16 protein-coding genes are annotated in these 14,167 nt (G+C 51.0%); 14 read left to right on the forward strand and 2 right to left on the reverse strand.

From position 1 onward, the window contains the following. Window positions 1-48: 48 nt before the first annotated feature. Window positions 49-1,968, reverse strand: a complete 1,920-nt coding sequence (locus DRI82_RS08520) for an ABC transporter ATP-binding protein (RefSeq protein ID WP_114193073.1) — start codon at window positions 1,966-1,968, stop codon at window positions 49-51. Window positions 1,969-2,100: 132 nt separating this feature from the next. On the opposite strand from DRI82_RS08520, the gene kefG reads away from it, so the two are divergent. The 5 genes from kefG to slyD all read left to right on the forward strand — a co-directional run bounded on the left by kefG (window position 2,101) and on the right by slyD (window position 6,619). After that, a complete protein-coding gene (gene kefG / locus DRI82_RS08525; protein ID WP_170138690.1) occupies window positions 2,101-2,652 on the forward strand; it encodes a glutathione-regulated potassium-efflux system ancillary protein KefG in 552 nt (183 codons plus the stop codon). Between the two features lie 2 nt (window positions 2,653-2,654). Then, complete coding sequence (gene kefB, locus DRI82_RS08530) at window positions 2,655-4,463, forward strand: glutathione-regulated potassium-efflux system protein KefB (RefSeq protein WP_114193074.1); 1,809 nt, start codon at window positions 2,655-2,657, stop codon at window positions 4,461-4,463. Between the two features lie 141 nt (window positions 4,464-4,604). Continuing rightward, window positions 4,605-5,654: a fatty acid desaturase gene (locus DRI82_RS08535; protein ID WP_114193075.1), complete on the forward strand. Its 1,050-nt coding sequence runs from the start codon at window positions 4,605-4,607 to the stop codon at window positions 5,652-5,654. Window positions 5,655-5,739: 85 nt separating this feature from the next. After that, on the forward strand, window positions 5,740-5,943 hold the full coding sequence (locus DRI82_RS08540) for a YheV family putative zinc ribbon protein (RefSeq protein ID WP_114193076.1): 204 nt from the start codon (window positions 5,740-5,742) through the stop codon (window positions 5,941-5,943). 94 nt (window positions 5,944-6,037) lie between these two features. Continuing rightward, window positions 6,038-6,619 carry a peptidylprolyl isomerase gene (slyD, locus tag DRI82_RS08545; protein ID WP_114193077.1) on the forward strand — a complete coding sequence of 194 codons (582 nt, stop codon included), beginning with the start codon at window positions 6,038-6,040 and terminating at the stop codon, window positions 6,617-6,619. 101 nt (window positions 6,620-6,720) lie between these two features. On the opposite strand, the gene DRI82_RS08550 is transcribed toward slyD, so the two are convergent. Beyond that, a complete protein-coding gene (locus tag DRI82_RS08550) occupies window positions 6,721-6,939 on the reverse strand; it encodes a protein SlyX (protein ID WP_114193078.1) in 219 nt (72 codons plus the stop codon). Window positions 6,940-7,277: 338 nt separating this feature from the next. On the opposite strand from DRI82_RS08550, the gene fkpA reads away from it, so the two are divergent. From fkpA to DRI82_RS08595, 9 genes are all read left to right on the forward strand, one after another. Beyond that, the gene (gene fkpA / locus DRI82_RS08555; RefSeq protein WP_114193079.1) at window positions 7,278-8,156 is read left to right on the forward strand and encodes an FKBP-type peptidyl-prolyl cis-trans isomerase; all 879 of its coding nucleotides are present in this window, start codon (window positions 7,278-7,280) and stop codon (window positions 8,154-8,156) included. Window positions 8,157-8,430: 274 nt separating this feature from the next. Then, a complete protein-coding gene (locus tag DRI82_RS08560) occupies window positions 8,431-9,153 on the forward strand; it encodes a helix-turn-helix transcriptional regulator (RefSeq protein ID WP_170138688.1) in 723 nt (240 codons plus the stop codon). 1 nt (window position 9,154) lies between these two features. Then, on the forward strand, window positions 9,155-9,544 hold the full coding sequence (gene tusD, locus DRI82_RS08565) for a sulfurtransferase complex subunit TusD (RefSeq protein ID WP_114193099.1): 390 nt from the start codon (window positions 9,155-9,157) through the stop codon (window positions 9,542-9,544). A gap of 11 nt (window positions 9,545-9,555) precedes the next feature. Continuing rightward, entirely contained in the window at window positions 9,556-9,915 is a 360-nt protein-coding gene (gene tusC / locus DRI82_RS08570; RefSeq protein WP_114193080.1) for a sulfurtransferase complex subunit TusC, read from the forward strand. A gap of 13 nt (window positions 9,916-9,928) precedes the next feature. Then, on the forward strand, window positions 9,929-10,216 hold the full coding sequence (gene tusB, locus DRI82_RS08575) for a sulfurtransferase complex subunit TusB (protein WP_114193081.1): 288 nt from the start codon (window positions 9,929-9,931) through the stop codon (window positions 10,214-10,216). A 130-nt stretch (window positions 10,217-10,346) separates the two neighbouring features. Continuing rightward, on the forward strand, window positions 10,347-10,721 hold the full coding sequence (gene rpsL, locus DRI82_RS08580; protein ID WP_025122329.1) for a 30S ribosomal protein S12: 375 nt from the start codon (window positions 10,347-10,349) through the stop codon (window positions 10,719-10,721). 96 nt (window positions 10,722-10,817) lie between these two features. Beyond that, window positions 10,818-11,288, forward strand: coding sequence for a 30S ribosomal protein S7 (gene rpsG, locus DRI82_RS08585; protein WP_114193082.1), 471 nt, complete (start codon window positions 10,818-10,820; stop codon window positions 11,286-11,288). 96 nt (window positions 11,289-11,384) lie between these two features. After that, window positions 11,385-13,496, forward strand: a complete 2,112-nt coding sequence (fusA, locus tag DRI82_RS08590; RefSeq protein ID WP_114193083.1) for an elongation factor G — start codon at window positions 11,385-11,387, stop codon at window positions 13,494-13,496. A gap of 72 nt (window positions 13,497-13,568) precedes the next feature. Continuing rightward, a partial coding sequence (locus tag DRI82_RS08595; RefSeq protein WP_114193084.1) for a GTP-binding protein occupies window positions 13,569-14,167 on the forward strand: 599 nt, incomplete at its 3' end.

Below are 14,167 nucleotides of genomic sequence, written 5' to 3' on the forward strand. Positions count from 1 at the left end.
CGGGATTTTTATAGAAAGCGGAGGCGCTGAATCAGCGCCTCCGTTTCTTTATTCGTCAGCGTTAAATGCCAGCGTGAGTTGTTCCAACTGTTCGTGCGCCTCAAGCCAGTGCATTTCGCTCTCTTCCAGGGCATTTTTGGCTTTGGTTTGCCGTTGCAGGCAGTCGTTCAGCTCCGCCTTGCGGCTGATGTCGTACAGATCAGAATCGGACAATCGTTTTTCAACGTCGGCCAACTCGGCGCTCGCCTTTTCCATCTGCAGTTCGTACTTGGCGATCTGCTTACGCAGGGGCTGCGTTTGCGTGCGGAATTCCGCCTCGCGACGCTTCTGGTCTTTACGCGCCTGCGCGCTATTCCCGGTCAACTCTTTCTGCGGGGCATCCTGCTGACTTTCTTGCCGTTGCAGATCGACCATCCACTGTTGATAATCTTCCAGATCGCCATCGAACGGCTCGACTTTGCCATCGTGCACCAGATAGAGATCGTCGGTGGTTGAACGCAACAGATGACGATCGTGCGAAACCACAACCAATGCGCCTTCAAAATCGATCAGCGCTTCAGTCAGTGCCTGACGCATATCCAGATCGAGGTGGTTGGTCGGTTCATCGAGCAACAGCAGGTTTGGCCGTTGCCAAACGACCAGCGCCAACACCAAACGCGCTTTCTCACCGCCGGAAAAACGTTCCGTCACCTCAGTGACTTTATCGCCCCGGAAGCCGAAGCCGCCGAGATAGTCACGTAACTGTTGTTCCAACTCTTTTGGCGCAATGCGACTGAGGTGTTGCAACGGGGATTCGTCGGCCCGCAGAAATTCCAACTGATGCTGGGCGAAATATCCCAGTTTGATGCCTTTCGCCAGACCAATTTTACCGCTCAGGGGATCCAGCGTTCCCGCCAATAACTTGATTAGCGTGGACTTGCCCGCCCCGTTACGACCCAGCAGGCCGATACGCGATCCAGGAACCAGATTCAGTTTGATGGAGTCCAGAATGATGCGGTCAGCATAACCCGCGCTGACCTTTTCCATTTGCAACAGAGGGGTCGGCAGGCTTTCAGGTTCCCGGAAGCTGAAATGGAACGGATTATCCACGTGCGCAGGGGCAATCAGCTCCATGCGCTCCAGCATTTTTATCCGGCTCTGTGCCTGCTTGGCCTTGCTGGCCTTGGCGCGGAAACGGTCAATGTAACTTTGCAGGTGTGACACTTTTTCCTGCTGGCTTTGATAGAGCGACTGCTGCTGCGCCAGTTTGGTGGCACGCTGACGTTCGAATGACGAGTAGTTGCCCGTGTATTCGTTTAACGTCATTTGTTCGATATGCAGGATCTTATCAATGATCGGATCGAGAAAATCACGATCGTGCGAGATCAGGATCAACGTGCCCGGATAACTCTTCAGCCATCGCTCAAGCCAGATTACTGCGTCCAGATCGAGGTGGTTGGTGGGTTCATCAAGCAGCAAAAGATCGGAGCGACAGACCAATGCCTGCGCGAGGTTGAGACGCATACGCCAACCCCCGGAAAAATCCTTCACCGGTTGTCCCAACTGACTCTGCGAAAATCCAAGCCCATGCAGCAGACTGGAGGCGCGGGAACGTATCGTCCACGCCTGGATTGCGTCCAGTTTACCGTGCACAGTCGCGATGGCATGGCCGTCATTTTTTTCATTGGCGACCGATAATTCGGATTCAAGCTGGCGGAATTCGCGATCGCCGTCGATAACATACTCAATCGCTGGAATATCCAGCGCAGGGGTCTCCTGGTTTACCCAGGCGAGTGACCAATTGCCGGGAAATGTTACGCTGCCAGCATCCGCGCTTATTTCATTTTTCAGTAATGACAGCAGGGTAGATTTGCCACAGCCATTTTTACCTACCAGACCGACTTTTTGCCCTGGATTAACCGTCGCTGAAGCGTTATCCAGCAAGACACGAGTACCGCGTCGAATTTGTAGCGAGGAGAAAACAATCATAAAGCGCCGTATGTTCAGAGTATGTTAAATTGATTTGAAATTAAGTTTACAAGACGCAAAGCGTCCTATTTTTAATCTTTGCGGAGCATGGTAACGGAAAAACCGCACCCTGACGACGCTTTGGAGGGAATGATGTCGCAGCCACCCAAGGTTTTGCTGCTGTATGCCCATCCGGAATCACAAGATTCGGTTGCGAACCGGGTTTTGCTTCAGCCGGCTCATCAGCTTGAGCATGTCACCGTGCACGATCTCTACGCGCACTACCCGGATTTCTTCATCGACATTCATTACGAACAGCAACTGTTGCGTGAGCATAAAGTTATCGTGTTTCAACACCCGCTTTACACCTACAGTTGTCCGGCGCTGCTAAAGGAATGGCTCGATCGCGTGCTCTCACGCGGTTTTGCCAGCGGTGTGGGCGGTAATGCGCTTACTGGCAAGTATTGGCGCTCCGTAGTGACCACTGGCGAACCGGAAGCGGCTTACGGTACCAATGGCTATAACCGCTATGCAATGAGCGAGATTCTGCGTCCCTTCGAGCTGACGGCGGGTATGTGCCATATGCACTGGATGTCGCCGTTCGTGATTTATTGGGCGCGCCGCCAAAAACCTGATGTTCTCAGAAGCCATGCGCAGGCGTATGGCGAGTGGTTGCAGTCACCGTTGCCAAGTGGAGGGCGCTGATTATGGAGAGTTCAGGGTTGTTAACAGCGATTCTGCTGTTCCTGTTTGCCGCCGTAGTGGCTGTCCCTATTGCCCAACGTTTGGGTATTGGCGCTGTTCTGGGCTATTTGCTGGCCGGTATCGCCATTGGCCCGTGGGGGCTGGGTTTTATCCGGGATGTGGACGAAATACTGCATTTCTCCGAGCTGGGCGTGGTTTTCCTGATGTTCATCATCGGGCTGGAACTGAATCCCGGCAAGTTGTGGCAACTGCGGCGTTCGATATTTGGCGTGGGTGCGGGTCAGGTGACCATCACCGCGCTGGTGCTTTGCGCTTTATTGTATTTGTCGCACTTTTCCTGGCAGGCGGCTGTGATCGGTGGAATTGGGTTGGCAATGTCTTCAACCGCGATGGCGCTGCAACTGATGAGAGACAAGGGAATGATCCGCAATGAAGGCGGTCAGCTCGGTTTTTCAGTCCTGCTATTTCAGGATATGGCGGTTATCCCGGCGTTAGCCATTATTCCTTTGCTCGCCGGTGGCGGTGAGGGCGGGAATGATTGGGAGAGAATCGCGCTGAAAATTGCTGCCTTCGCGGGCATGTTGATTGGCGGACGGTTTTTGCTGCGGCCCCTGTTTCGCATGATTGTCACATCTGGTGTACGCGAAGTATTCACCGCGGCGGCATTGTTGGTGGTTCTCGGTGCAGCACTGTTTATGGATGCCCTGGGTTTCTCCATGGCGCTGGGTACCTTTATCGCAGGCGTTCTGCTGGCAGAAAGTGAATATCAGCATGAACTTGAAATTGCCATTGAACCGTTCAAAGGGCTGCTGCTAGGGCTGTTCTTCATTTCAGTGGGGATGGCGCTAAACCTTGGCGTGCTATATACGCATGTGCTCGGAGTGCTGATTGGGGTGATTGTGCTGGTGGCGGTTAAGGGTTCGGTGCTTTACGGGTTGGCGCGAATCTTTGGGTTGCGTCGTTCGATGCGACTGCAATTTTCCGGTGTGCTCAGTCAGGGCGGTGAGTTTGCGTTTGTGCTTTTCTCGGCAGCTGCGGCACAGAAAGTGATCTCTGGCGATCAGTTGGCACTGCTGCTGGTGGTGGTGACCCTGTCGATGATGACAACGCCATTGCTGATGCAGGGCGTCGATAAGATTCTCACTCGACGTTATAACGCATCCGACGAAAATGACGAAAAGCCCTATGTGGAAGATGATGATCCGCAGGTGATCGTGGTGGGTTTCGGTCGTTTTGGCCAGGTTATTGGCCGTTTGCTGATTGCCAATAAAATGCGCATTACTATTCTCGAACGTGATATCAGCGCAGTGAGCCTGATGCGGGCATATGGTCACAAAGTGTATTACGGCGATGCAACGGAGTTGGAGTTATTGCGTGCTGCCGGGGCCGAAAAAGCAAAATCCATCGTCATTACCTGTAACGAGCCGGAAGATACCCTGAAAGTGGTGCATCTTTGTCAGCAGCATTTCCCTAACCTACAGATTCTGGCGCGGGCACGTGGGCGTGTCGAGGCACATGAATTATTGCAGGCGGGAGTGACCCAGTTTTCGCGTGAAACGTTCTCCAGTGCGTTGGAGTTAGGGCGTAAGGCGCTCACATCATTGGGGATGCATCCGCATCAGGCGTTCCGTGCGCAGCAACATTTTCGCCGGTTGGATATGCGTATGCTGCGTGAATTGATGCCACAACATCAAGGTGACGTAGCGCAGATTTCCCGTGTTAAAGAGGCGCGGCGTGAATTGGAAGATATTTTTGAACGCGAGATGCACAATGAACGCCGTCAGTTTGATGGTTGGGACGAATACGAATAATCACGGTGCTGCCCGCGACTTCCTCATCAGTCAGGGGCGGCATTATCTATTTGGCATCAATCGATTGCGATTTTAGTTATTTGGCGGGTGGCAGGGGCTGAAACATACTGGAGAACGACTATATGGTGTGAATCATGAACCATGACGCCTCCGACTTCTCACACAACATCCTCATTCTATTTGCATCCCGCTCAACGCGCCTGGATTGCGCAATTACGTCGTTCGTGGCGATGGCGCCTTGAACTTCCTACGTGGCTGTTGATAGCCACCGTTTACAGCGGGTGGTTTGGTGTCGTGATGAATTGGCATAATTTGGGACTGTGGTTGGGTACGCCTTTGCTGATTCTTTTTACTACCTGGTATATGTCACTGCAACACGAGCTGATTCATGGGCATCCCACCCGCTGGCGACGAGTCAATCAGCTTTTTGGACTGTTACCGCTGGCGGTGTGGTACCCCTACGGACTCTACCGCGACAGCCATCTTCAGCATCATCGCAATGAACATCTGACCGTACCGGGCGAAGATCCTGAAGGCTACTATTTTACTCCCCAGCAGTGGCAACGTTTTCCTCCGCTGATGAAACGCGTTATCCGATTGCGTAATACCTTCATTGGCCGCCTGACCCTTGGCCCCGTGCTCGATATCCTGGGTACGTTGGCAGATGCACTGCGCGCAGTATGGCAGCGTAAAGTCAGGGTGATGTTGATGTGGGGCACGCATATCATCCTGCTGGCGCTGCTATTACATTGGATGGTCAATTTTGGGCTTTCACCCCTCTATTTCGTGCTGGCGATTGGTTATCCTTCATTGAGTCTGACCAAAGTCCGTTCTTTTTTCGAGCATCGGGCGGAGGAGTCCCCGCAGGCGCGCTCAACAATCAATGAAGCCGGTTGGGCGTGGCGTCTGCTATTCTTGAATCTGAACTACCATTTGGTTCACCACGATTTGCCCGGTGTTCCCTGGTATGGTTTGCGGAGGGTGTACCTTGCGGAGCGTGAGCAATATCAGTTACGCAGTCAGGGGTTTTTAGTCAAAGGTTATAGTGAATGGATCCGTGCTTACGCATTCACTCCCGTTCAGGTTGAGGCTCATCCTTTGTCCCCAGTACACGAGTTGCCTGTCGTCACGTCTCATCCGGAACCGTCCGTACAACGTTGCGACCCGCTTCCTTCACTGGAAAGAGCGTGACAGAATGTAACCTTCATCGTGCGGGCAGATCATTTTAACGTTAAAAAAATGCCGGCAGAGCGGTTCTTTTTGGAGAGTGATATCAATGTCTGCAACGCGAAAACGTTTCATCGCCGGTGCCGTATGTCCTAAATGTAAGGCACTGGATACGCTGGCATTATGGCGTGAAGATCAGGTCGAAGTCGTGGAGTGCGTCAAGTGTGGGCACCATCAGCGCCAGACCGACGAACAGGTGAGTCAGCATGTCCGCCCGCAAGAGCAAGTTATTGGTATTTTCCATCCAGAGTAGCGTAATGCGTCGCGATTTTTTATCCTGAAGGGTACAGCGGCAAAGATTTCCGCTACAATCTGCGCCAATTTACTTTCCAACGGTAGGAGATATCATGAAAGTAGCAAAAGACTCGGTGGTCAGCCTGGCCTACCAAGTACGTACAGAAGACGGTGTTTTGGTTGATGAGTCTCCGGTGAGTGCACCGATGGACTATCTGCATGGACATGGTTCTCTGATCGCAGGTCTGGAAAACGCGCTGGAAGGCCACGAAGCGGGCGACCGTTTTGATGTGCATGTTGGCGCGAATGAAGCTTACGGCGATTATGACGAAAACCTGGTTCAACGCGTCCCCAAAGATGTATTCATGGGCGTTGATGAATTGCAGGTAGGTATGCGTTTCCTGGCTGACACCGATCAGGGGCCGGTACCTGTTGAAATCACCGAAGTTGAAGACGACCATGTTGTGGTTGATGGTAACCACATGCTGGCTGGTCAGAGCCTGAATTTCAACGTTGAAGTGGTCGCAATTCGTGAAGCAACCGAAGAAGAACTGGCTCATGGCCACGTTCACGGTGAGCACGATCATCACCACGATCACGAACATGGCGACGGTTGCTGTGGTGGTCATGGTCACGGCGATCACGAGCACGGTAAAGGCGGTTGTGGTAATGGCGGTGGTTGCGGTTGTCACTAATCGCACCGACTCAGTGATTGTTTCACCACAATTCATTGACGACAAAAAAGGCGGCCTGGCCGCCTTTTTTGTGTCTGTAGTTGCACTCACTGAAGGAAATATCAGTAGTGGGGCGGTGGGGTCTCTTCAGCCTGTGAGGCAATGATCGAGGTCTGCGAGGCGCGCAATTTATCCGTCAACAAGTGCAAGTGCTCGCGTAGCTTACTCATTTCAAGCTGATGTTCCGTGACAATCAAATTCAGTTCATCGATCGTCACTTCCTGAAAAGCCAAACGGCTTTCCAGCATCTCAAGCCTCTGTTCGAGTGTGCTCTGGTTCATGGTCAATTCCTCTTGATTTCTTTCCCGGCGTCAGGATAAGACGTTCAACTTTTGCGGATTAAAAACGCCATCTTTGCCAGGAATTCACGGTCAATTGCGCGATTCTACCTGTAAAATGGTGCAATTACTTCGTTTAGCCAGCCGTTACTTCCCTTTATTAACTATCATTGAGAAACAGATTGCAGGCAATGCGAAACTTCTTGTCGTAAAAAAGGTCGGAATATAACTGATTTGGTTAGTATAGAGATTGTTTTGTCTTCGCGCAGACAGTTATAGTACCCGGCGAACTTACATAATCGTTGTTTGGGGTGAGAGGCCCTAAGCCTTGGGAGAAATGGATGAAATCACTTTTTAAAGTAACACTGTTAGCAACGACGATGGCACTGACCCTGAATGCGTCCCAGGCAATGGCTGCCGATGCTGCACCAGCGACGGATGCTGCTGCCGCACCAACTGCTGCCCCTGCAGCTACTGCTAGCAAGTTCAAGAATGACGACCAGCAGGCTGCGTATGCGCTGGGTGCGTCTTTAGGCCGTTACATGGAGAACTCTCTGAAAGAACAAGAGAAACTGGGGATCTCGCTGGATAAGGATCAACTGATTTCTGGTGTTCAGGATGCATTTGCTAACAAGAGCAAATTGTCTGACGAAGAGATCGAAAAAACGCTGCAAGGTTTTGAAGCCCGTGTGAAAGCCTCTGCCCAGGCGAAAATGGAGCAGGATGCCAAAGCCAATGCCGAGAAAGGCCAGCAATTCCGTGATACCTTCGCCAAAGAAAAAGGCGTGAAGAAGACGGAATCAGGTTTGCTGTATCAGGTAGAGAAAGTCGGTACCGGTGAAGCACCGAAAGACAGTGATACCGTTGTAGTTAACTACAAAGGCACTCTGGCTGACGGTACAGAGTTTGATAACTCTTACACCCGTGGTGAGCCGCTCTCTTTCCGTCTGGACGGTGTGATCCCAGGTTGGACCGAAGGGTTGAAACACATCAAGAAAGGCGGGAAAATCAAGTTGGTCATCCCACCAGAACTGGCTTATGGCAAAACTGGCGTCCCAGGGATCCCAGCTAACTCCACGCTGGTATTTGATGTAGAACTGTTGGATGTGAAAGCGGCACCAAAAGCTGACGCCAATGCTGAAAAACCTGCAGATGCAGAAGCGAATCCAGCCGCTGCTGCAGATCCGGCAGCAGCGGATACCAAAGCTAAAGCCAACTAAGCTGACGGTTTGTTCTGAATTAAATATGACCGCCGCCGCACTCTGCGCGGCGGTTTTTTTATCGGTCCATTCCCATAATAATGGCTGAAATTATCCGACTACTCATTTTGAAAACTTGACGCTAGTCTCCGCTGGGCATAACGTCAGTAACATGTGTTATTGCAAGGACGTTATTCTGGTGGTTTTGCCAGACTGGCGGCCTTAAGATATTGAGCGACGAGTCTGGCCATAGATATACAGACAGGCTCTATCTATGCAGAGGGTGGTATCTTCGATGTCTAATTCGCTTTTAACCAGCGAACCCGGTGAACTTGATTTACTGGATCAACGTCCTTTCAGCCAAACGGATCATGAGATTCTGAAATCTTATGAAGTCGTTGTGGATGGGCTGGCCATGCTAATTGGCGAGCATTGTGAAATCGTTTTGCACTCCCTGGAAGATTTGAAGTGCTCTGCAGTGCGTATCGCCAATGGTGAACATACTGGCAGGAAAATAGGATCGCCAATTACGGATTTGGCGCTGCGCATGTTGCATGATATGAACGGGGCTGACAGCAGCGTATCCCGCGCCTATTTTACCCGTGCCAAGAGCGGTGTGCTGATGAAGTCTGTGACTATCGCCATTCGCAATCGCGATCAGCGTGTCATTGGGCTTTTATGCATCAACATGAACCTGGATGTGCCTTTCTCGCAAATCATTCAGACTTTTATGCCTCCTGAAACGCAAGAAGTGGCGCCGTCTGTCAACTTTGCCTCCTCCGTGGATGACCTCGTTGCACAAACGTTGGAATTCACTATTGAAGAGGTGAATGCCGATCGCAATGTCTCCAATAACGCCAAGAATCGTCAGGTTGTGTTGAATCTTTATGAAAAAGGCATCTTCGATATTAAAGATGCGATCAATCAGGTTGCTGAGCGGTTGAATATATCCAAACACACCGTCTATCTGTATATCCGTCAATTCAAAAGCGGCGATCTTGTGGGAACTGACCGGTAATATGCTGCGTTATTCTTTACTGGTGACGGGGCCGGCATACGGCACTCAGCAAGCCAGTGCCGCCTATCAGTTTGCATTGGCACTGATAGAATCAGGCCAGCAGCTTGATTCGGTTTTTTTCTACCGTGAAGGCGTTTTGAATGCCAATCAGTTAACCGCACCGGCCAGTGATGAGTTCGATCTGGTGCGTGCGTGGCAGCGCCTGGCGCTTGAAAAGGGCGTGGTGCTGAACGTGTGCGTCGCGGCCGCCTTGCGGCGTGGTGTAACCGATGAGCGTGAGGCTGACCAATTGGCGCTGGGGTCGGCGAATCTTCAATCCGGGTTTACATTGAGCGGCCTAGGTGAACTGGCGCAGGCCTCACTGAGTTGCGATCGGATGGTTCAGTTCTGATGGGGTGTTCAATGAAGCGTGTTGCTTTCCTGTTTACGACACCACCACACGGCTCATCCTCCGGACGGGAGGGGTTGGATGCTCTTCTTGCAACTTCTGCACTGACGGAGGACATTGGGGTGTTTTTTATTGGTGACGGCGTTTTTCAACTGCTACCGGGCCAGCAACCTGATGCAATCCTGGCAAGGAATTATATCGCTACGTTTGGCGTACTGCAGCTTTATGATGTCGAGCGATGCTATATCTGCAATGCCTCGTTGTTGGCACGTGGGCTTGGTCATCTCAATGACTGGGTTCTGCCTGTAGAGAGATTGGATCCTGACGAGCTTCGCCAATGTCTGGCTGGCTATGATGCCGTTATGACATTTTAATCTGGATAGCCCAATGCTTTATACCCTTGCAACATCACCTTACCATTGTGATTTGTCTGCTTTGCTTCGATTGATTGGTGAAGGGGACGATCTCCTGCTCATGCAGGATGGGGTTCTGGCGGGAGTCAATGGCAGTACGGCCCTTGACTCCGTGTTGCGCGCCCCCATCTCTGTTTACGCACTGAAAGAAGATTTGTTGGCTCGTGGGCTGATTGGTCAAATTTCACACAAAATCACCGTAATCGGCTATACTGATTTCGTCTCTTTAACCGTAAAACACCGGCAACAAGTGGCATGGTAATGCGTGCGACGCTGTATATTTCTTGACACCTTCGAAGGTCAGCCATAAAATTCTGCGTCCTCGTTCTTAGCTATGCTCTTTACGAGGCGATTTATCACGTGTTTACGAAGCAAAAACCAGGAGCTTTTTAATGGCAACAATTAATCAGCTGGTACGCAAACCACGCTCTGTGAAGGCTGCTAAAAGCAACGTTCCAGCGCTGGAAGCCTGCCCGCAGAAACGTGGTGTATGTACCCGCGTATATACTACCACCCCTAAAAAACCGAACTCCGCACTGCGTAAAGTATGTCGTGTTCGTCTGACTAACGGTTTTGAAGTTACCTCCTACATCGGCGGTGAAGGTCATAACCTGCAGGAACACTCCGTGATCCTGATCCGTGGCGGTCGTGTAAAAGACTTGCCAGGTGTGCGTTATCACACCGTCCGCGGCGCACTGGACTGTTCAGGCGTTAAAGACCGTAAGCAATCTCGTTCCAAGTACGGCGTTAAGAAACCGAAGGCTTAATGGTTCTCCGTTAAGTAAGGCCAAACATTTTCACCTTGAATGTCAAAATAAACTCGTAGAGTTTTGGACAATCCTGAATTAACACGGAGTATTCCCATGCCACGTCGTCGCGTCATTGGTCAACGTAAAATTCTGCCAGATCCTAAGTTCGGATCCGAATTACTGGCCAAATTTGTAAATATCCTGATGGTAGATGGTAAAAAATCTACTGCAGAAGCTATTGTTTATACCGCGCTGGAGACCCTGGCTCAGCGTTCTGGTAAAAACCATCTGGAAGCTTTCGAAGTAGCTCTGGACAACGTGCGCCCGACTGTAGAAGTTAAGTCTCGCCGCGTTGGTGGTTCTACTTATCAGGTACCAGTTGAAGTACGTCCGGTTCGTCGTAATGCCTTGGCAATGCGTTGGATCGTTGAAGCTGCTCGTAAACGCGGTGATAAATCCATGGCTCTTCGCCTGGCGAACGAACTTTCTGATGCAGCAGAGAACAAAGGTACTGCTGTCAAGAAACGTGAAGACGTTCACCGTATGGCAGAGGCCAACAAGGCGTTCGCCCACTACCGTTGGTAATCAGTCCGCGATAGTTATGCTAACCATGCGGGCGCCGTTTACGGTCTGCCCGCATGGGTTAACCGAACATGAACGCCCTAGGAATAGAGGAATCAAATGGCTCGTAAAACACCCATTGAGCGCTATCGTAACATCGGTATCAGCGCTCACATCGACGCCGGTAAAACTACTACTACCGAACGTATTTTGTTCTACACCGGTGTAAACCACAAAATCGGTGAAGTTCATGACGGCGCCGCCACCATGGACTGGATGGAACAAGAGCAGGAGCGTGGTATTACCATCACTTCTGCAGCGACTACCTGCTTCTGGTCTGGTATGGCTAAACAGTTTGAGCCACACCACGTCAATATCATTGACACCCCAGGACACGTTGACTTCACCATCGAAGTAGAACGTTCCATGCGTGTTCTTGATGGCGCAGTTATGGTTTATTGTGCAGTCGGTGGTGTTCAGCCGCAGTCTGAGACTGTATGGCGTCAGGCTAACAAATACAAAGTTCCACGCATCGCGTTCGTTAACAAAATGGACCGTATGGGTGCTAACTTCCTGCGTGTAGTCGGCCAGATCAAATCTCGCCTGGCTGCTAACCCAGTTCCATTGCAACTGGCGATTGGCGCAGAAGAAAAATTCACCGGTGTTATTGACCTGGTGAAAATGAAAGCGATCAACTGGAACGAAGCCGATCAGGGCGTGACCTTCGAATACGAAGAGATTCCAGCTGATATGCAAGAACTGGCTGAAGAATGGCACCAGAATCTGGTTGAATCTGCTGCTGAAGCATCTGAAGAATTGATGGACAAATACCTGGGCGGCGAAACGCTGACCGAGGAAGAAATCAAGACTGCTCTGCGCCAGCGCGTTCTGCGTAACGAAATTATCCTGGTTACCTGTGGTTCTGCATTCAAGAACAAAGGTGTACAGGCAATGCTGGACGCAGTTGTCGAATACCTGCCAGCTCCGACTGACGTTGAATCTATCAACGGTATTCTGGACGACGGTAAAGACACGCCAGCAATTCGTCACTCTGATGATAAAGAGCCGTTCTCTGCTCTTGCGTTCAAAATCGCTACCGACCCATTCGTGGGTAACCTGACGTTCTTCCGCGTGTATTCTGGTGTTGTTAACTCCGGTGACACCGTGCTGAACTCGGTCAAATCGCAGCGCGAACGTCTGGGCCGTATCGTTCAGATGCACGCCAACAAGCGTGAAGAGATCAAAGAAGTTCATGCGGGCGATATCGCTGCAGCTATCGGTCTGAAAGACGTGACTACCGGTGACACTCTGTGTGATCCGAACAACGTGATCATTCTGGAGCGTATGGAATTCCCAGAGCCGGTAATTTCTGTTGCGGTTGAGCCGAAAACCAAAGCTGACCAGGAAAAAATGGGTCTGGCTCTGGGTCGTCTGGCGAAGGAAGATCCATCATTCCGCGTATGGACTGACGAAGAATCTGGTCAGACCATCATCGCAGGTATGGGTGAACTTCACCTGGATATCCTGGTTGACCGTATGCGTCGCGAATTTAACGTAGAAGCGAACGTAGGTAAGCCGCAGGTTGCTTACCGTGAAACGATTCGTGAAACGGCTAAAGACGTTGAAGGTAAACACGCCAAGCAGTCTGGTGGTCGTGGTCAGTTCGGTCATGTTGTTATCGACATGATGCCACTGGAAGCGGGTGGCCCAGGCTACGAATTTGTCAACGACATCGTTGGTGGTTCAATTCCTAAAGAATTTATCCCAGCGGTTGATAAAGGTATCCAGGAACAGCTTAAGTCTGGTCCTCTGGCGGGCTACCCGGTTGTGGATATCAAGGTTCGTCTGCATTACGGTTCTTACCATGATGTTGACTCCTCCGAACTGGCGTTTAAACTGGCTGCATCACTGGCGTTTAAAGCCGCGTTTGGTCGTGCAAAACCAGTTCTGCTTGAGCCGATTATGAAGGTTGAGATCGAAACCCCTGAAGATTACATGGGTGACGTTATCGGTGACCTGAACCGTCGTCGCGGCATGATCGAAGGTATGGAAGATACTTCTACCGGTAAGACTGTTCGTGCCCAAGTTCCTCTTTCTGAAATGTTTGGTTATGCAACTGACCTGCGTTCTCAGACTCAGGGCCGTGCTTCATACTCAATGGAGTTCCTGAAGTACGCTGAAGCGCCGAATAACGTCGCTCAAGCTGTTATCGAATCCCGTAAAGGTAAATAACTTTTACGGTTTAAAAATCAAGATCCAGTGCTCTCTCCAGAGTGAGAGAGCACAAGAGTAAGGAATATAGCCGTGTCTAAAGAAAAATTTGAACGTGTAAAACCGCACGTTAACGTTGGTACTATCGGCCACGTTGACCACGGTAAAACTACCCTGACTGCAGCAATCACCACCGTTCTGGCTAAAACCTACGGCGGTAACGCGCGTGCATTCGACCAGATCGATAATGCGCCAGAAGAAAAGGCTCGTGGTATCACCATCAACACTTCCCACGTTGAGTATGACACCCCAACTCGCCACTATGCGCACGTTGACTGCCCAGGGCACGCCGACTATGTGAAAAACATGATCACCGGTGCTGCGCAGATGGACGGCGCTATCCTGGTTGTTGCTGCGACTGACGGCCCAATGCCGCAGACCCGTGAGCACATCCTGCTGGGTCGTCAGGTTGGCGTTCCTTACATCATCGTATTCATGAACAAATGTGACATGGTTGATGATGAAGAGCTGCTGGAACTGGTAGAAATGGAAGTTCGTGAACTTCTTTCTGCGTATGACTTCCCTGGTGATGATCTGCCAGTCGTTCGTGGTTCAGCGCTGAGAGCACTGGAAGGCGAAGCCGAGTGGGAAGCAAAAATCATCGAACTGGCTGGCCACCTGGATACCTATAT

Source organism: Edaphovirga cremea (assembly GCF_003332275.1).
GTDB lineage: Bacteria > Pseudomonadota > Gammaproteobacteria > Enterobacterales > Enterobacteriaceae > Edaphovirga > Edaphovirga cremea.